Below are 18,809 nucleotides of genomic sequence, written 5' to 3'. Positions count from 1 at the left end.
ATCGCGCGGTCGGCAGGAGTTCCTCGACGAGTTCCCGCGTTCCCGGCTCAGGACACTACGAGAGCTGGCCGTTGTAATCCGGGAGCTTGAAGGTGCGTTCGGCGTGGCCGCCGACGACGTCGGTGGTGTTGTTCCCGATGTTGGCGATGATCGTGTAGCCCTTCGCCTCGATCTCGGCTCGCTTCTCCGTCTTGTAGGCGCTGACCTCGTCGAAGAGGTCGGGCAGGTCGCGTACGTACAGTCCGTCGACGGGGTAGCCGGCTTCCTTCAGGTTCCAGTCCGTGAGGGAGTAGATGATGCCGGGACGGGCCGTGACGAAGAAGACGGCCACACCACGGGAGTCGGCGTAGCGGGCGAGCTCCCGGACGTCCGAGACGGCGGGGGTGGGCAGCTGCCAGAACGGGTGGAAGTGCGTCTCCAGCGCGGTGTTGTCGATGTCCAGGACGATCGCCTGCTTCTCGGTGCCGGCACTCGCGGTGCGGGTCTCGATCCAGGGCCGCGCCTCGGCGACGACGGCGGCGACGTCCCGCTGCCAGGCGGTGTAGTCGACACCGGCGACGGAGGCGGTGGCCTCGGTGGTGCGGGCCGCCGGGGCCGTCTCTGCGGCGGTGGCCGAGGCGACGGGGACCGCGACGAGGACGAAGGTGGCGGCGAGTGCCGCAGCGGTGCGCGGGATGGTGGCGCGTGCATGCATCGGGGCTCTCCTGAATGTGGGGGAAGCTGCCAACGGCTCGTGGACAGTGGCCTGACGAACGAGTTGTCATGCTCGCGTCCCATCATGAATGCCCGGCGACATTCTTACTACTGACCGGTAGCACCTTTGTCCGAAACGCTCAGCGAGGGCGAGCGTTTCGGCCGAGGCCGGCGCCGACCGGGGCCGACGCCGACCGCTCTCCGTGCGGAGGTCAGTCCCCGCGACCGCCGGAACCCGTCACCGGCCGGTCCTCCCGGATCTGCCGGAGCAGCAGCGCGGCGCGCGCGGTGTCCCAGCGGATGACGTGCCCCTTGGAGGTGGGGAGCCCCACCGCGTCCACCGGCATGACCACCCGCCTGACCTGCCCGCCGGAGCCTTGCAACGAGCGGAACATCCGCGCAAGTTGCGGCAGGTCCATTTCCCGGTCCACGACCAGCGTGTCAAGGCCCGCGTCCAGCAAGGGATACAGCTGGGAGGGGTCCAGCAAGGTCCTCGACGTGGCGGCCTCCCGCGCCAGCGCCGAGAGGAACCGCTGCTGGTTCGCCGAGCGCCCGAGGTCGCCCTCGGCCTCCTGATGGCGCTGGCGGACGAAAGCGAGCGCCTCCCCGCCGTGCAGCGTCCGGCAGCCCCGGCGGAGATCCGCCCCGGACTTCTCGTCCTTGATGTCCCGGTCCAGGCAGAAGCGGACGCCGCCGATGGCGTCGACGGCCTTCACGAAGCCGGCGAAACCGATCTCCGCGTAGTGGTCGATGCGCAGACCGGTGTTGTGTTCCACGGTATGAGCCAGCAACTCGGGGCCGCCATAGGCGAAAGCGGCGTTCAGCTTGTCCTTGGCGGGCGGGACGTTCTTACCGGTCGCCGGATCGTGGAAGCCGGGGATCGTCACCCAGGAGTCGCGCGGCAGGCTGACCAGCACCGTGCCGTCGGCCCCGGTGTGCAGCACCATGACCGAGTCCGTCCGGCGGCCTCCCCCGCCGCCCGCGCGCAGCTCGCGCACATCGGCGTCCGAGAGCCCCTCGCGGCTGTCGGAGCCGACGATCAGGTAGTTGGTGCCCTTTCCCGCCGTCGGGCCGGCGCCGTACGCGTCGAGGTCCACACCGCGGTTCAGCTCCGCCGCCGCCCAGGCGTACGTACCGCACGCGGCCGTCGCCAGGGTGAGCGTCAGCGCGAGCACGGTCCGTACCGTTCGGCGCCCGCGGCGCGGTCGGGCACGCCGGCCGCCCCGCCGCCGGGGCGTGGTGCCGCGCCATCCGTACGCCGCGCGCCGCGCCGCCGCCGGGCCCGGTGGGCTCGTGCCGGCGGTACCGAGCGGGTCGGTCATCGCGGGTCTCCCTTCGGGCGGTGAAGTCTCGGGACGCGATCGTCCGTGGGCGGCGCGACGAGCTGGTAGGGGTCGGCGGTCCCGGTGCGGTGCATGCGGTGCCAGGTGAGCCGGGTACCGAGCAGCGCCGTCATCACCGAGTGGAGGACGACCAGGTACAACAGCTGCCGGTAGACGAATAGTTGGAGCGGCAGCGACCACAGAACCCGCAGCCGCTCGCCGTCCAGCCACAGCGCGTAGCCCGCCGTGGCCAGCTGCACGCCGAGGAAGCCGAACCAGACGGCGACCGCTTCGACCGGGTCGCGGAAGCACACGGCGTACAGCGCGAAGACGTCGACCACGGGTGCGAAGAGCGGCAGCGCGACCTGGAAGAGCGCCAGATAGCTCAGCCCTCGTCGCCCGAACCTGCCCGCCCTGCCGGTCTCGCGCACGGCGTGCCGGTGCTTCCACATCGACTGAAGCGTGCCGTAGCACCAGCGGTATCGCTGTCGCCACAACTGTCCCAGGGTGTCCGGGACTTCGGTCCACGCGACGGCCGACTCCTCGTAGACGGCCCGCCAGCCCGCCCGCCACAGGGCCATCGTCAGGTCGGTGTCCTCGGCGAGGGTCTCGTCGCTGACGCCGCCGACGCCCAGCAGCGCTTCCCTGCGGAAGGCACCGATGGCGCCCGGGACCGTGGGCATGCACTCCAGCACCTCGAACATGCGCCGGTCCAGATTGAACCCGAGTACGTACTCCAAGTGCTGCCACTTGCCCAGCAGATGGCGGCGATTGCCCACCTTCGTGTTGCCGCTGACCGCCCCGACCGAGGGGTCGGCCATCGGCTGGACGAGATGGTGGATGGCGTCGGGCTCCAGCACGGTGTCCGCGTCGACCATCACCACGACGGCGTGCCGCGCCGCCACGAGACCGGTGTTGAGGGCGCCCGGTTTGCCGGTGTTGGGCTGGCGCACGAGTGTCACCCGGGGATCGGTGAGGCGGGCGACGGCCGCCGCCGTGCCGTCTGTGGAGCCGTCGTCGATGACGACGATCTGAAGGTCCCGGTGGGTGGAGCCGAGCAGCGAGTGCACGGTGGCGACGATGCCCGCCTCTTCGTTGTGCGCGGGCACCAGCACCGTGACGGGTCCGGTCACCCCGGATGCCCGCGGACCGCCCGGCCGCCGGCCGCCGCGCCTACGCGCGTGGATCCGTGCGAACCGGACGAGCATCGCCAGCCGCAGCAGACCGAGCACGCCGGCCACCACCAGCGCCCAGGCCATCGCCCGGGGAAGTGCCCGCCCCAGCTCCTGGGCGTGCAGGAGGCCCATGCCCTTCAGCCGCTCGGCGAGCGGCGCTCGGCCGGTGGCCCCGGGCTGCCCGAGGCCGGCCGAGACGGTGGTGAACCGTTCGACCCGGGGATCGCGCAGCACCGAACGTGCCTCGCGGAAACCGAGAGCGGTGTGGCTGTACTGGCGCACGGCACCGTCGGCGGGCTTCCGGTCCTTGCGATCCGAGGCGACGATGAGATAGCCCTGCCCGGCGGCGCGCCGCGCGGCCGGCCACTCGGCGCCGCACAGGGTGTCCGCCGTTGTGGTGTGAGGCAGCCTCAGCAGCCGGGTGTGCACACCGATCACACCGGCCAGCACCGTCTGCGTGAGGCCCAGTTCCATCCGGGCGCGCGGACCGGAGGCCGCTCCCAGGTCGCCGCCTGTGTAGGTGTAGGAGCCGATCTCGTGCCCCTCCTCCCGGATGCGTCTGACGAGTCCCGGATGGCGTGCCGCCTGCTTGCCGTAGACGAAGAACGTGGCTTTCGCGCCGTGGACCGCCAGCAGGTCGAGGAGGCGGGGTGTCCAGACCGGGTCCGGGCCGCCGTCGAAAGTGAGGGCCACCGTGCGCGGGGGCATGGCGGCCGTCTCGGCACCGGCGCCGGTGAATCTCAGTACGGGCCGCCCGGTGTCGGCGCCGCGCGGGATGGGCTCGGCGCAGGGGCGTTTGGCGCGTGCGGGGTCGACCTCGTGTGTGGTCCAGCCTTCGAAGAGAAGGGTGACGACGACGACCGTGAGGATGAGCGACAACAGCACCCAGTGCCCGCGTGGGGGACGGCGCAGTGCGTGCCGGGGACTCATCCGCGAGTGGCTTCGGCCGGATGGGAGGAGAAGGAACTGTCCGGGAGCGGAGACGGCGGCCGGACCTGTTGGTAGCCCTGCCTGTCGGTGGGGGTCTGTTGCCCGGCCGGCAGCCAGAGGCCGGCGATCACGATCGCGACGAACATCAGGTACGCCCCGCAGGCACCGCCGAGGGCGATCGCCGCGAACCGCACTATCCTCCGACGTTTACCTGAACGCTCAATGAAAATATGCCGGTTGCCCTGCGTGTTCTGCGTCCTACCGTGGGGGGTGAGATACATGGGGCGGAGTGTAACGAGACCATTCGCTCGTTTGCATGAGCACTTCATCTCGGTCCCATGATCCTCGGAGGGCAGGAGGTGGCGGCGCTCGCCGCCCGTCCGCGGTCCGGCAGTACGGCGGTACGCCGGTGCGGCCCACGGTGGTCTGGAGGCGGGTGAGGCAAGCCGCCAAGTGCTCAGGACGCACGCGCGCTTTCCCCGGTGAACCGCCCTTCCCGGCCGAGGGGAGGAGGAATGTCAGCCGTTGGGACCCGCGGAGGCCAGGGCCGAGATCTCCGAGGCGCTCATGGCCCGCTGATAGGCGCGGACGTCGTCCACGTAGCCCTTGTACTGGTCGGCCTCGTCCCCTTCCCACAGGCCACGTCCGACGGTGAAGGATCCGTTCGCGTTCCAGGTGGAGCGGTGTGCGGCGGTGCTCTGGAGGCGGCCGTCGACATACAGCCGGATCTGCCGCTTCTCCGCGTCGAACACCCCCGTGAGGTGCTGCCACGTGTCCATCGCCGGTGGGCCGGCCGACTCGGCCTCGTCCTCCCCCGCCTCCGTGGAGTCGGACTGTCCCATGGCGAGCCGCCAGCGGTTGTCGTCCTGGGCGTACTGGAGAAAGAACCCGCTGATGTTGCCGCCGTCCTGTGCGGCGACGGTGTAGAACTCCCCGTTCGACGTCAGCCGCGCCCACGCCGAGACGGTGAAACTGCGGGCCGTGTCGACCACGGCCCGCGAGGTCTCCACGTAGCTCACGCCGTTGAACCACACCGACCCGTTCCGGTCGTCGCTCCACTCGACCCGGCCGTGGTAGCTGCCCGGGAGTCCGGCCGCGGAGGTGTCCTCGGGACGTTCACCCGCGTTCTCGAAGTCCCAGCGCAGCCGGGCGTCCGCGAGCTTCCCGGGCTTGGGCCCCGGAGGGCTCTTCGACGTCGAGGGCGGGTCGGCCGGCGGCTTCGATGACGACGTGGACGACTTGGACGACTTCGAGGCGGACGGTGACACCGAAGGCGACGGCCCCGGCCCCTTCGGAGACGTGGTGCTTCCGCTCCAGGTGTGGGAGCTGTCGTGGGAGCCCCGCAGTGTGGCCGCGGGATCGCCGGGGGCCGGGTCGGAGTCTCCGGTACTGAGAAGCACCACACCGAGCACGGCCCCGGCGACAGCGGCCGCGACGAGCGCCCGGCCGGATCGTGTCCGAAGAGCCCACGTCCGAAGAGCCCGCGTCCGGAGAATCCGCAGCCGGAGGGACGACGCCGGGGGTACGTCCCCGGCCGTCGCTCCGGTGGGCGGCTCCCCCGCGCGGACCACCGCCCGGCCCGCGCAGTAGTCTCCCCCGCCCCAGGGCAGCAGGCTCTCCGCCAGCGGCGGTCCCCACTCGTGCCCGTGCGGCCGCGACAGATGACGGAACACCCGGTCACAGTTCCCGCACGTGGCCAAGTGCCCTTCGAGCCCGCTCGCGCCGCCGTCGCCGGGCGCTTGGGGGAGACCGGTCCGTGCCGTCGTGAGCACCAGACGGCTGAAGGGACGGCACCGCGCCGCCGCCGTCTCCTCGTACAACCGGCCGTACACCGTGAGGAACTTGTCCTCCACCGTGTCGGCCCATATGCGGACGGCGTCCTGGCTGGTGCCGGTACACCGTGCGACCTGCGCGATGTCCTCCTGGTCCACGACCCTGTGCCAGAGAACGACCTGAAGGCGCTCCGGAAGCTGGTGGAACGCCTGGACGAGCAGGACGACACCGGCGGTGCCGTTTCCCTGGACCGGACCCGCGACCACCCCGCCGGACTCCGCCAGCCAGGAGCACAGCTCGGGCGCGAGATGGTGCTGTTTGTCCCCTGCGGCCCACTCGGCGGCCGTGCGCACAAGCGTGTTCAGCAGATAGGGCCGCCAGGCCGTGGAACCGCCGTCGACAAGAAAGGACTGCGTCGCCGCGAACTCCGCGGAGGTGAGCAGCAGAGCCGCGGCGGTCGGGGTGGTGGTGCACTGTGCCGCGTAGGCGGTCGCCGCGCCACGGTGACGGTCGAAGAGCTCCCGGGCGGCGGCTTCCGCCCCGCCGGAGGCGCGGAGGGTGATCCGTACCAGCTCGCGATCGCTCAGCCCCGCCGCGCCCCGGAGGGAGGGATCGGGTGAAGCTGATGACCGGTCGGAAGAGAGGGGCAGGTTGCGCCCGGGGTGCGGCACGTCGAATCTCCTGGGACTGTCGGCGTTCGTCGAGGAGTCCCCCGCCGCATCGCGCGCACCAGAACACCCGGTCTGGACAGGACCTGGGACGGAGACGTTCATGCGCTTCTCCCCCGCGGCATATCAGCCTGTGCCGGGTACGCCAGAAGCACTTCGAGCGCGTCGCGTCTGCTGTGGGGGGAAAGACTTGTCTGCTCACGGGGGGGGAAGAGGCTTGGACCGCCACGGGGGAGGGCGGTCCAGGCGCACGATCACGGTGCCACACCGGTGGGGTGCCCCACCACTGTTCGGGCGAGGCAACGGCCGTCGCTCTCCGGGGGCGTTGCCCTCTCCCGGGTACGTCGGGTAAAGCGCGGAGACCGTCGCGTCGTACCACCTGGTAACCGCCCGGAGAGAACGCGCCGGGCAGCGTTCACAGGGGCTCTGGCGTCCACGTTCCTCCCCGTTCTTCCCCCGAGGACGTACGGAAGGCGGTACGGGCCGAGGAGACGAAGGCGTCGGCACCGAACCGGCCTCCTGAAGTGCTCGGACACCGTGCGCGGTTCATGTGGTGCTGTGATCACCGCTCAACTCGCGGGCGTACGGGCCGGAACGCGGGCTCACACCGGCACAACGCGCAGCAAGGCTGAGCAGTGTGTGGCGGTGGATCGGCGATGAGTGCGCGGGCATCACGGCGCGGACCCTGTGGTGTCAGTCGTGTGTGGTGTGATGTGAAGCAGCACGTATGTTCGATGCGGTGAGCGAACGTCCGTGTTCCCGTGCGCTTCTCGAGGGAAGCCGGGCACCCGGGCGCGGCTCGGACCGCCGCTCGGGCAGAGGCGGAGGCCGGCTGCTCCCGGTCTCCGTATCGACGCACCTCACATCCATGAAGGAGTCAGTGATGACAAGGAAACACACCATGCTGACGGCGGCGGTATGCGCCGGCGTCGTACTGGGCGTCACCGGTTGCGGCGGCGAGGGTGACGACGGCCGGAAGCCCGGCGCGCAGAACGGCACGAAGAGCGACGCGAAGAGCGGGAGCGCCGTGAAGGAGAAGGACCGCCGGAGCTCCGGCACGGGGGACACGGAATCCTCTTCCGGCGGCCGGAAGGGCCCCTCGGGAGTGGAAAAGCTCTCTGCTCGGGACATCCTGGCAAAGAGCGCGGAGGCGACCACGTCGGCCAGGACGATGCGCGTCTCCACGGCGGACTCCACCACGAGTTCCCACGACCTGACGATGGACAAGGCAGGCAACTGCGCCGGTACGTTCACCAATGAGGGCTTCACCAACCGTGTCATCAGGAAGGGCGACAAGGTCTGGCTCAAGCTGGAGGACTCGTACTGGAACGACCCGGTCGCCAAGCCGATTCTCGACAAGTTCCCCGATGCCAGGGAAAAGTACCTGTACGGCGACGTGGAAGACTCCTTCGTGCTGATGATGGCGTCGGCGTACTGCGAGTTCGTGGGGGCGGACGGTCTCGCGAAGCCCCCCGGTGACGGAGCGAAGCTGACCAAGGGCGCCGTGGCCACGGCGGAGGGTGTGAAGGCGGTGCCCGTACACATCGACTCGGCGGAGGACGGCAAGTCGACCGTGTACGTCGCCACCGAGGGCCGACCGTACACGGTGAAGGTGGAAGGGCAGAAACCGAAGGGGGCAATGCTCCTGTCCGACTTCGACAAGCCATTCACCGTGCCTTCGACCCCTCCGGTACGCGACACACTCGACGCGGCCGAGATCGAGAAGCTCTCCATGAACGCCGGCTGAGACAGCGGCCGGTGCGGCACAAGGCCGCTGTCCCGGTCCGGGGCCGGACCGCCCTCTCCCGGCCCCGGACCGCCGCGGCGCTATGCCGTCGGCCGACAGGACCGCCCGTTCATCCGGACGTCCGAGACCCACGCGCCCCCGGGGTCACCGTGCAGCACCACGCCGACGGTCACGGTCGCACTCGCGGAGAATGTGCGGTTGTAGTCGACCGCCCTGACCGACACCCGGCTGCCCTCAGTGGCGTAACGGCCGTGCCACAGGCGGTCGACGCGTGCGCCGGGTGCGAGGTCGAAGGTCACCACCCAGCCCTCGGGGACGGCCCGGCCCGGCTGGAGCAACAGGTCCGCCTGCACTCCGTCGGGCCAGGTGTTCCGCGCCGCGAAGCGTGTGGTGCAGCCGGCGCCGTCGCGCGACGCGGGGGGCTTCTCGGCCGGTGGCTTCTTCTCGTGCCGAGCGGTCGACGACGAACTGGGGCTGCTCGCGGACGGGGACGGGCTCTCGGGCATGCTCGCCGAGGGAGAGCTGGTGCGCATGTCCTCCGGGACCCCGGTGGGCGGCAACGGAGCCGTCCGCTCCTGCCGGGGCGGCGACGCGTCGGACGGCGGCCCGCTCTCGACCACCGGGTCATCGCGCAGCGCGTAGGCCGCCGCCAGTATCAGCACGACCCCGGTGACGGCTCCCACCAGGACGGACGGCCGCGGCCCATTGCCTGCCCCGCCGCCGGGCGACCCGGGAGGGGGCAGCGGGCGGGTCGTGTCCGCGGGTGCGGCAGACGCGGCCACGACCGGATGCTTCCGCCGCCGTGCGACATAGGCCGGGCCGCGCCACCGCAGGGCGGCCTCGGCCAGAACCTTGGGAAGGGACGCGTTCTTGACACTCAGACACGTGAGGGCTTCCGCGCATCTCTCGCAGGAGCCGAGGTGCTCCGGCAGGTCCGAGGGGGGTGACGGGGCGCTCTCCCTGGCCATGGCGTCCAGCATGCCGGAGTACGAACGGCACGTTGAATCCGCGAGTTCAAGTCGGTGCGTGCTCCAGCACCGCTCCCGGAACTCCGCCGACACGCGGTCGACCTCCGCCGACACGTCCTGGGACGAACGGCCGAGCCGCCGCGCGAGTTCCGGCACCGGCACCGCCTCCACACGGCTCCACCAGAACAACTCCCCGTCGGGCGGGGCAAGTGCTCTCAGGCCGCGCAGAGCGAGCGAATCCTCGTTGAAGGCGAGCCGCCGACGGCCCTCTTGGGAACTGCCGTCCTCCAGCCACCGCAACAGCGCGGGCGCGAGGTGCTCACGCCGCGCGTCCGTTGTGCTCCACACGACCGCGGTGTCGAGAACCCAGCGCAGGGCACGCGGAACGCTGGGGAGTTCGTCGGCCCACGAGACGGACTGCGGCGACGTCCTCGCGCGACCGCAATCGACGGCCTGCGCGGCGAGTTCGGCCCCGGCGGCACGGCTGCGCGTACACATCCGCGCGTAGGCCATCACGGGACCGAGTTCGTCTTCCCAGAGTCTGAGGCCGAGATCGGACACCGCTTTCCCACCGTCGACGACCGACCGGCGCCTTGGCATCCTGGAAGCAAGCCAGTGAGACACGAGTCCTCTTTCGTGGGCAGCGGTGTGAAGCGAGGTACCGCCTGACACAGACGGCCTCGGTCAAAGCACTTCGCGTCGCGGACGCCGTATCGCCGTGTGCGTCGCGTGCCGCTCGCAGCGTGGCATGAGGGCCATCCCCGAAACAACATCCGTTCCCTGCCCCACAGATGGACCACCATGGTCCAGGCGCCCGGGAGCGCATGGCGCCCTACCGGCCGAAACAGGGCAGAGCGCGCGCCCGATCCGGCACCGGGCACACACCGAGCCGGCCCCTCTCACGCGCGGCCGGGGGAGAGCCCGAGGCGGCCGCCGGCCGCGGAATCGAGCGCGGACGAGCAACTCTGTGTAACCGGCACACCGGGACGGTCGAATGGCCACCGGCCCGCCTGACGGCTGCTCAGCAACGCCGCCGAAGGCAGCCGAGCCCCCCGACGCGCGGGTATGTCACATCACGCAGCGCATTCGGGGAAGTGCCGTGCGCCGCCCTTCTCCGCCCTTCTCCGCCCCTGTGAGCCCCTTTCCCCGTCTCCCGCCGACCGGGAACCACCTGAGTCGCACGGCCGCGCGGACGGACCACGCACGGGACGCCACGCACTCCGGAAAAAGAAAAGCGCTCATGAATGGTGAGCGTTTGCGCGGTGTTCCGCAGCGGTTCCCCCTCTGTGGCGACAGGAGCGCGGGGGCGCTGTCAGTGGCGTGTGTTTGGGTGGTGCGCATGAGTATTTTCGATGTAGTCGAAGTGATGCCGGATGTTCCCGCACTTCTTGGCCGCTGTCGTGCTCTGGCGGTACTCGACGAGATCCACGGGCGCCCCATGGGCGAGGGGTATTTCTTCGGGTTGACGGAGGATCACCCCTGCCACGTTCTGACGTTCTATACGCAGGAGCGTCAATTCGATGTCCATTTCGCCGACGCGGGTGTCCTTGTTTACGGGCATGATTCCGATGCGAGTTACTTCACCGGTGACGACTGGAACGACGAATGGCCCGGGATCCTGGCGCAGATCCCGGATGCGCTGAAGCCCTGTATGGGCAGGAGTCACGCGTCCGGCTGGATGGAGGTCGAACGGGAGTTGCCGCTGCTGTCGGTCGTGATGTGGCGGCTGTCCGGGGACGGCTCCTGGCAGGCCCCCCGGTTCAAGGACCCCGTGCTCGTCGCCGGCGACCTGGGGGACTGCGCTGACGGACTGTTCGCGGATCTGACGGCCCCTTCCCCCGAAGTCCTCGCACGGGCCGATGACTTGGCGCGGAGTGAGGCGCGAGGCGAGGCGTGGAGTGAGGCGTGGGGGGAGCCGTCGGCGATCGAGCCGGCGGAAACCCAGCCGGCGGAGAGTACGGCGAGGGCGGAGCCTCTCCCGGACGCCCCGGGGCCCGCTTTCGACGAGGCGACCCGTGCCGCTCTGGAACGGATACGTGACGAGGTGGGGGCCCTGCTCGACCCGGCGGCGTGCGAGTGTCGGGACAGGTCCGTTGCCACGACCGGGAGGGCCACGACGGAGGAGTTGTTCCGCTGCCAGGACGCGTCGGGGGCGATCACCACCGCCGTGTTCCGGTATCGGGCCGGGCATGACCAGGCGCACTTCACGGACCTTCGGGTCGAGGTCGACCGTGACATGGTGGTGATCGGCGGCGGGGCGACCGCGGTGGCCGCTCCTTACGGTGCGCTGCTGACGGCGTCATATCCCAGCGCGGACGGTTCGGCGTGGCTGGTGTCGTCCAAGGACCATGGCATGCCTCAGCCGCATCGCCTGACGGGGTTCGCGATCGGCATGAAGATCGCCGGGGTGAGCCGGGACCGGCTGGCGCGGGAGCTGCTGTTCATCGGCCGGGCGCGCGGCGGCCGTGCGCCGCATCCCCGTTCGTCCGCGTCCGTTCCCGAGGGGTACACGCTGCTCGGCGGGGGCTTCCGGGTGAACTGGGACGACGGAACGGACGAGCCGGGGCCGGGCAATCTGGCGACTGCCTCCTTCCCCCAGGACGACGATACGTGGACGGCGCGGTCGAAAGACCATCTGGTGAGTCACGCCTGCACCATCGACGTGTTCGCCGTCGGGCTGCGCTCCTCCTTCGTGGTGGACGGTGTGCTCCGTATGGTCGACCGGCTGACGGACCGTGTCGAGTGCGGACATGCCCCGCTGCCCAACCCGAACGCCACGTCCGTGTTCCCCGGGCAGGGACACGTCCTGACCGGAATCGGCGCGGAAGTCGTACACGCCGAGCCGGGCTCGCTGCTGTGGCGGCTGGAACCGACCACGGACGGAAGGACGCCGGGGGTGAACGCGGCCGGCAAGGAGCACGGGACCTGGGGACCGACGACGATCCGTGCGTGGACACTCGGTATCCGGCTGATGCCGCGGGACGACGCACCCGCGGCGACCACGCAGGCACCGTGACCGCGCGGACACCGTGATCCACCGCGTCGGTCCGGAGCCGAGCTCCTGCCGCTGCCCGGTTCGTCCTCCCGGGACACAGCGGGCTCACAGCCGAGGCGCGCTTCTCTCCTTTTCGGGCGGAATTGACCTCTCGGGTGCCATTGACGCCGAAGCCCCCCTGAAACGCTCACACCAAATGATCACTTCGCCCAGGACGGCGAATATTGCAACAAGGTTGCAATATAGTTGCCTTGAAAGATAACGCCTCTGGCGCTTCTTTCCGGGCAATGCGAGATGGAGTCCTGCCGGCGTACCCGGAGGAGCCGACCCGGCCGGACGGTCCGCCGGCCGGTGAGCGGCGACGGCCGGGCCCGGGGCAAGGAGCCCAGCGCTTTTCGCGCACCAACCGCCCGGCACTGTCGCCTCGTACACCCTATCGCTCCATCACGGAACCCCCATCGGAACGGCCTCACGGGATATTCCATGAAATCGGATAACGAGTACTCGCGCCCGAGACTTTCGGACATGTTCCCCGGCAGCAGAGCCTCTGCGGGAGAATACCAAGGAGTTCGCCGAAATTCCTGTGCACGGATTCGGCAGGGCCGCCGGTGAATGACAGGACGCGAGACGAACGCATCTCCAGAATCTTGACGCTTGTCGCTCAACGCGGAGAATTGCAGGTCCGCACCCTCCAGGAAATCCTCGGCACGTCGGGGGCCACGGTGCGGCGCGATCTGGCCGGGATGGAGGGACAGGGGCTCATCCGTCGCTCCTACGGGAAGATCATGGCCGCACGGCCCGGAGCCGAACTGCCGGTGAGCCTGCGGCGCTCCCAGAACACCGAGGCCAAACGCCGTATAGGCGCCCTGGTCTCGTCCCTGATTCCGTACCGCCCGCTCACCATGGCCCTGAGCGGCGGCAGCACCGTGGGTTTCGTCGCGAGAACGCTCGTCAGCCGGGCGGATCTGAAGGTCGTGACGAACGGACTGGACACGGCGGCCCAGTTGATGACCCGGCAGGTGGTCCAGGTCGTCGTCACCGGCGGAACCGCCAGACCGCTGTCGAACGATCTCGTGGGAAAGGAGGCGGAGAAGTCGCTGCGCTCCCACCGCTTCGACTTCGCCGTCGTCGGCGTGGACGGCATCAACCCCAGGGCCGGGCTCACCGGGCACAGTTCCCGGGGCGCCGAGGTCGACCGGATCATGCTGGAGCAGGCCGACCATACGATCGTCGTCGCCGACAGTTCGAAACTGGGCCGAGTCCATCGCGCGAAGATCGCCGACCTCGGCTCCGTCCACACCATCGTCACCGACTCGCAGGCCAATGCCGCCATCGTCGCGGCCCTCCGGCAGAGCGGTGTGACGACGACCCTGGTCGTGGTCCCTCCCGCGCCCGCGGGCGGGCGGACCCGGTTCACCTGAGTCCGCGCGGCGGCGCCGCTCTCCCCACACGTCTCAGCCGACGACGCCGATCGTGTCCGCCGGTCGGCGCCGGGCCGCCCGGGTGGCAGGAAGGAGGGCCAGGGAGACAGCGCCCACTACCGCGGCGGTGGCGAGCAGTACGAGATGGAGCAGCGGGGGCGCTTGGGCGACTCCCGCGCCGATCCCGCTGGAGTGTGCCTCGGCGTCGATGAGCCGGCGGGCGAGGGGCACCCCGAGCACCGTGCCGGCCACCGCCGCGAGCAGGGCCGTGGAGCCGACGGCCGTCACCGTGACCGCGGTGATCTGCCCCGGTGAGAAGCCGATCGCCTTGAGCGCGAGCAGATCACGCTCCCCTGCCCGTACGCTGCCGCCGATCGCCGTCGACAGTTCGATGAGGCCGATGAGCGCGAGCACGGCGACAACACCCACGACGACGCCCAGCATCGGGGAGAGTCTGTCACCCGGGCTCGTGACCTCGCGGATGTCGAGGCGCCCCTGGGCGGCATCCGTCAGAGCCGTACGGACCTCCTCGGGGTCGGCTCCCGGCCGCAGCCGGAGCTGGTAGAGCGTGGGGCTCAGGCCGGGATCGTTCTGGCGGAGGGTGTCGAGCGAGGTGGAGATCACCCGGCCGCTGTTCTCGGGCTCGATGCTGCGCCCGACGATGTGCAGGATCTGCGGTCGCCCGCCGACGGTCATCCTCACCCAGTCGCCGATGCTCACATCGAGAAGGTCGAGCAGTCCCTGGCCCGCGACGGCTTCGTCCGGCCCGGCGGCGGGTCTGCCCTCGACGACCGTGAAGGGGTAGGGCTCGTCCCGGGTGCCGAGGCCGCGCAGTGCGATGGTCCCTGTCTGTCCCGGCACGAGCGCCGCCACCTCGACGCCCGGGTGAGCCGCCACGACCTGGTCGCCCGCTTCGAGTACCGAGCGTGCCTCACGGTCACTCAGTCCCTGTTCGGCGCGTGCGGTGAGAGCGGCAGCCATTCCCATCTGCGCGGGTCTGCTCTCGAAGCGGCCCACGGTGGTCAAGGCGCTGAGGGCCACCGTGATCAGCAGGAGCGGCAGCGCCAGCCGGACGATCGTCGCCGGTGTCCGGTGGCCGCGTACGAGAGCCCGGTGCCAGCCGAGCACCAGCGCCGCCGGCACACCAAGTGCCATTCCTTTCCCCGCTGTCCGGGAGAGCCGGCCGGAGGGCGCTGCCGCCGGTGGAAGCACGGGTACGGGCGGCACCCGTCCCGCCCGCCAGGCGGCGAGCCACGTGGCGGCCCCGATGAAGAGGACGGCGCCGACCGCCACGGCAAGCAGTGTGGTGGAGTGGCCGGGCAACCGCTGCCAGACGTCGACCGCCTCGCCCAGCCTGCCGGGGATCCGGCCGGCGAGCGTCTCGGTCAGCACGGTCGCGATGAGCGCGCCCAGCAGGGCGAGGGCGACGTGTTGGGCCAGGAAGACCCGGGTGACCTGCCCGGGGGTGAATCCGATCGCCTTCAGTACGGAGATGTCTCTCAGATGTCCGCGTACCCGTGTGCTGATGGCCCCGAACACGGCCAGTGCGGCGGCGACCAGTGCCCCGAGTCCGAACAGCGCGAGCACTTGCCCGAGCAGCCGGGTGTCGCCCTGCGCTTCGGCGCGCGCCTGTTGCCAGCTGGAGACGTCGGTCACGGTTCCCGCGCCGAGTTCGGTGACGGCGCGCTGGATGGCGTAGTCGGTGTCGTCGGGCTCTGTCAGCAGCAGTCCGGTGATCTGCCCCGACCATGTGCCGCCCGCGCGCCCGACGGCGGCGGGCAGCGCCCATACGGTGCCCGTTCGCTCGCCGGGCCGGTAGCGGGGTTCGGGGCTGTCGGCGACACCACGGACGGTCAGGGTCCGGCCGCTGCCGGGGACGGTGAGGGTGTCACCGGGCTCGGCCCACAGGGCGCGGGCCAGGCTGCTCTCCAGGACCACACCGTCCGGGCTGCCGGAGGTGAGCCACTGGCCCGAGGTGATGAGCGGCCGTGCCGTGTCGGGTGGGTTCTCGTCGGCGCCGCGCAGTTCCACACCTGCTCGGGCGCCGTGTGATTCGAGGGTGGCGGACGCGGTGCGGTAGGGGCCGGACAGGGCTTCGACACCGTCCAGCGAGGCGAGCCGGCCGGGGTCCGCGGCAGGTCCGGTGCGGATCCAGACATGCGCGCCCTGGGACTGGGTGAAGATCCGCTGCCAGGGGTTGGTGGCATAACCGAACAGGGCGGCGGCGAGCAGCAGGGCGATGACGATTCCGGTGGTGGCGGACACGATGAACAGTGCCTCGCCGCGATGGGTGCGCAGATCGGTGTGCGCCCAGCGAAGGGTTGCCCGCACGTTCAGTCCTTCAGTTCGAGGACGCCGGACAGGCCGGAGCGCCGTGCGTGTGTGCCGCCCAGTACGGCGTCGTCGGATATGCGGCCGTCGAAGAAGCTGATGACGCGGTCGGCGGTGCTGGCGAGCCGGGCGTCGTGTGTGACCAGGAGGATCGTCTGGCCGCGCTGGTGGAAGCGGGAGAGCAGTCGCAGCACTTCCCGGGTGCCTTTGCTGTCCAGACTGCCGGTGGGCTCGTCGGCGAGCAGGAGCCGCGGGTGGTTCACGAGTGCGCGGGCCAGGGCTACCCGCTGCTGCTCACCGCCGGACAGTTCGCCCGGCATACTGCGCGCTTTGCCTTCCAGGCCCAGTTCGGACAGCAGTTCCTCGCGCTTCGCGCGCGCTTTCTTCCAGGGGGTGCCGGTCAGCAGCGCGGGCAGCTCGATGTTGTCGGCGACGGTCAGGTTCGAGACAAGGTTGAAGAACTGGAAGACGATGCCGATGCTGCGGCGGCGTTCGACGGCCCAGCGCGCTTCGCTGTAGGAGTCGGTGCACTCGCCGTCGAGCCAGATGCTGCCGCTGTCGGGGCGCTGGAGACCGCCGAGAAGGTGCAGCAGGGTGGACTTGCCTGCGCCCGAGGGCCCGCTGACGGCGACGAACTCCCCACGCCGTACGGTCAGATCCACTCCGCGGACCGCGTGGGCGGGCGCGCCTTCTCCCTGGTGGGTCTTGGTCAGGGCTTCGGCGCGCAGCGCGACATGGGCGGCGTCGGCCGGTCGGCTCATCGCGGGCCCTCCAGCTCTTCCTGGCAGCGCTCCAGCCAGTCGAGATCGGCCTGGAGATGCAGCATGGCTCCCTCGATCAGCAGTTGGGCGATGCGGTTGTCACGGTTCTCGGTGATCGACAGCTTCGACAGACCACGCATGATGTTGAGGTATTCGCGTCGCTGATTGTTGATCAGGCCGATCTGGTCGGCCAGCCCGGTATGCGAAGCGAGGGCGAGTTTCATGAAGAAGTCGTCCCGGAGCCGTGGCTCGTCCGCCGTCTCCTCGAACCAGACGCTCAGCGCCTCGGTTCCGGCGTCCGTCAGCCGGTAGATCTTCTTGTTGGGCCGGCTTGACTGGGCGATCTCCTCGCCCGCGATCAGCCCCGATTTCTCCAGCCGGCTCAGGGTGACGTAGATCTGGCCGACGTTCAGCTGAGGGTACGCTGCGCCCAGCAGTTGCTCAAGGTCCTGCTTGAGTTCGTATCCGTGGGCCGGTCCTCTGGACAACAGCGCCAGGAGAGGCATGCGCATGGGCGCTCCCTCCTCCCTGGTGTCGGGCCGCGCGCCGGGAGGATTCCTCGCCGCTCGGCCTGTGGGCCCGGATCGCCCCCGTCGTCTGACCGGGCCTAGTATCGCCCATGCCTAACGGGTATACATGCAGGAACCCCGGACGACGATGCCTGGAGGCCTTGCACAGGGAGGAACCCATGCGGTGGATACGTGCCGCCGGTAGGGCGCTCTTGATCGTCACCATGGTTCTGACCGGTTACGCGGGTGCCGGCGTGCGCGGCGGCGAAGCGGCCGGCGGGGTGCGGGACGGTGGACGCGGGCCGATGACACTGGCCACGGCCGGGGACCTCACCAACTATCTGGGGCCGTTGCTCGACGACTGGAACCGGGGCCATCCGCGGGAGAAGGTCACACTCGTCGAACTCCCGGACTCCGCCGACGAGGCGCGGGCACAGATGATCACGGAGCTGCGCTCCGGCGCCGGGCGCTACGACATCCTCAACATCGATGTGGCCTGGACCTCGGAGTTCGCCGAGGCCGGCTGGATCACACCGCTGGAGCCCGACAGGTTTCCGCTGGAGTCCTTCCTCCCGCCGGTGGTCGAGACCGCGACCTACGCGGGGAAGCTGTACGCCGTCCCGTATGTGACCAACGCCGGGATGCTCTACTACCGCAAGGACCTCCTGGACCGGGAGGGCGAGCGGCCCCCGCGCACCTGGGCCGAGCTGGAGCGTCAGGCGAGGACGATCGCCCCGAAGTACGGTGTCGGCGGCTACGCGGGGCAGTTCCTGCCGTACGAGGGCCTGACCGTCAACGCCGCCGAGATGGTCTATTCGGCGGGCGGCTCGATCCTTGGCGACGAGGGCGAGCGGGTGACGGTGGATTCGGCCGCGGCCCGTACCGGTATCGGCCTCCTGGCCCGCGGGGTGCGTGACGGCTGGATCCCGAAGGCCGCGCTGACGTACAAGGAGGAGGAGTCCCGCCGGGCTTTCCAGAACGGCGAACTGCTCTTTCTGCGCAACTGGCCGTACACCTTCGCCGGGGCGTCCGGCGCGGACTCGAAGATCGCCGGGAAGTTCGGTGCCGTACCGCTGCCGGGCAGCGACGGCTCGGGCACCAGCGTCCTCGGGGGGTCGAATCTCGCGGTCGGTGCGCATGCCCGGTATCCCGCGTCCGCCAGGGATCTGATCGCCTATCTCACCAGCGACCGGGTGCAGCGCAGAGTGCTCACCGAGGGCTCGCTGCCGCCGGTCAGGGCATCGGTCTATCAGGACCCCGAGCTCGTACGGCGGTTCCCGTACCTGCCGGCGCTGCGCGCGAGCGTGCTGGCCGCCGCGCCCCGGCCCAAGAGCCCGCGGTACGAGCAGGTGAGTCTCGCCGTGCAGGCCGTGGTGAACGACGCGATGGCGCAGCATCAGACGCCGGAGGCCGCTGTGCGCCGGCTGGCCGTCGAGCTGGCGGCCATCGCGCGCCGCGGCTGAGTCTCCCTCACACCCTAGTTACTTGTTAGGTATCGAACGACGCCTCTCGTCCT

14 protein-coding genes are annotated in these 18,809 nt (G+C 70.3%); 4 read left to right on the top strand and 10 right to left on the bottom strand.

Features of this window, described 5'->3' with window-relative positions:
- Positions 1-55: 55 nt before the first annotated feature.
- The 5 genes from CU044_RS20785 to CU044_RS20765 all read right to left on the bottom strand — a co-directional run bounded on the left by CU044_RS20785 (position 56) and on the right by CU044_RS20765 (position 6,564).
- Positions 56-694, bottom strand: coding sequence for an HAD family acid phosphatase (locus tag CU044_RS20785; protein ID WP_129770223.1), 639 nt, complete (start codon positions 692-694; stop codon positions 56-58).
- Positions 695-905: 211 nt separating this feature from the next.
- The gene (locus CU044_RS20780; protein WP_129770222.1) at positions 906-2,015 is read right to left on the bottom strand and encodes an LCP family protein; all 1,110 of its coding nucleotides are present in this window, start codon (positions 2,013-2,015) and stop codon (positions 906-908) included.
- Positions 2,012-4,120 (bottom strand): bifunctional polysaccharide deacetylase/glycosyltransferase family 2 protein, encoded by a 2,109-nt coding sequence (locus tag CU044_RS20775; RefSeq protein WP_129770221.1) that lies wholly within the window; start codon positions 4,118-4,120, stop codon positions 2,012-2,014. Before CU044_RS20775 ends, CU044_RS20780 begins: the two co-directional genes overlap by 4 nt.
- Positions 4,117-4,401, bottom strand: a complete 285-nt coding sequence (locus CU044_RS20770) for a hypothetical protein (protein ID WP_129770220.1) — start codon at positions 4,399-4,401, stop codon at positions 4,117-4,119. The genes CU044_RS20775 and CU044_RS20770 overlap by 4 nt, the downstream gene beginning before the upstream one ends.
- A 237-nt stretch (positions 4,402-4,638) precedes the next feature.
- On the bottom strand, positions 4,639-6,564 hold the full coding sequence (locus CU044_RS20765) for a LamG-like jellyroll fold domain-containing protein (protein ID WP_129770219.1): 1,926 nt from the start codon (positions 6,562-6,564) through the stop codon (positions 4,639-4,641).
- Between the two features lie 880 nt (positions 6,565-7,444).
- Here CU044_RS20765 and CU044_RS20760 point away from each other — a divergent pair.
- Positions 7,445-8,308: a hypothetical protein gene (locus tag CU044_RS20760; RefSeq protein ID WP_129770218.1), complete on the top strand. Its 864-nt coding sequence runs from the start codon at positions 7,445-7,447 to the stop codon at positions 8,306-8,308.
- Positions 8,309-8,388: 80 nt separating this feature from the next.
- Here CU044_RS20760 and CU044_RS20755 read toward each other — a convergent pair whose 3' ends face one another.
- Together CU044_RS20755 and CU044_RS38685 are read right to left on the bottom strand one after the other, a co-directional pair.
- A complete protein-coding gene (locus CU044_RS20755; protein WP_165371946.1) occupies positions 8,389-9,837 on the bottom strand; it encodes a cellulose binding domain-containing protein in 1,449 nt (482 codons plus the stop codon).
- Positions 9,838-10,588: 751 nt separating this feature from the next.
- Positions 10,589-10,942, bottom strand: a complete 354-nt coding sequence (locus CU044_RS38685) for a hypothetical protein (protein WP_165371945.1) — start codon at positions 10,940-10,942, stop codon at positions 10,589-10,591.
- On the opposite strand from CU044_RS38685, the gene CU044_RS20750 reads away from it, so the two are divergent.
- Both CU044_RS20750 and CU044_RS20745 read left to right on the top strand, forming a co-directional pair.
- Positions 10,928-12,292, top strand: a complete 1,365-nt coding sequence (locus CU044_RS20750) for a hypothetical protein (protein WP_165371944.1) — start codon at positions 10,928-10,930, stop codon at positions 12,290-12,292. The genes CU044_RS38685 and CU044_RS20750 overlap by 15 nt on opposite strands.
- Before the next feature lie 587 nt (positions 12,293-12,879).
- Positions 12,880-13,692 carry a DeoR/GlpR family DNA-binding transcription regulator gene (locus CU044_RS20745; protein WP_275670207.1) on the top strand — a complete coding sequence of 271 codons (813 nt, stop codon included), beginning with the start codon at positions 12,880-12,882 and terminating at the stop codon, positions 13,690-13,692.
- A gap of 33 nt (positions 13,693-13,725) precedes the next feature.
- Here CU044_RS20745 and CU044_RS20740 read toward each other — a convergent pair whose 3' ends face one another.
- From CU044_RS20740 to CU044_RS20730, 3 genes are read right to left on the bottom strand one after another with little or no spacing between them, the layout of a single operon-like run.
- A complete protein-coding gene (locus CU044_RS20740; protein ID WP_129770214.1) occupies positions 13,726-16,023 on the bottom strand; it encodes an ABC transporter permease in 2,298 nt (765 codons plus the stop codon).
- Positions 16,024-16,025: 2 nt separating this feature from the next.
- Positions 16,026-16,784 carry an ABC transporter ATP-binding protein gene (locus CU044_RS20735; RefSeq protein ID WP_129770213.1) on the bottom strand — a complete coding sequence of 253 codons (759 nt, stop codon included), beginning with the start codon at positions 16,782-16,784 and terminating at the stop codon, positions 16,026-16,028.
- Entirely contained in the window at positions 16,781-17,296 is a 516-nt protein-coding gene (locus CU044_RS20730) for a PadR family transcriptional regulator (RefSeq protein WP_129770212.1), read from the bottom strand. Before CU044_RS20730 ends, CU044_RS20735 begins: the two co-directional genes overlap by 4 nt.
- 176 nt (positions 17,297-17,472) lie before the next feature.
- On the opposite strand from CU044_RS20730, the gene CU044_RS20725 reads away from it, so the two are divergent.
- Complete coding sequence (locus CU044_RS20725; RefSeq protein ID WP_129770211.1) at positions 17,473-18,756, top strand: ABC transporter substrate-binding protein; 1,284 nt, start codon at positions 17,473-17,475, stop codon at positions 18,754-18,756.
- Positions 18,757-18,809: the final 53 nt, after the last annotated feature.

Origin of the sequence: Streptomyces sp. L-9-10 (assembly GCF_004151105.1) — a bacterium.
GTDB lineage: Bacteria > Actinomycetota > Actinomycetes > Streptomycetales > Streptomycetaceae > Streptomyces.
This window is presented reverse-complemented; position numbering and strand designations above follow the sequence as displayed.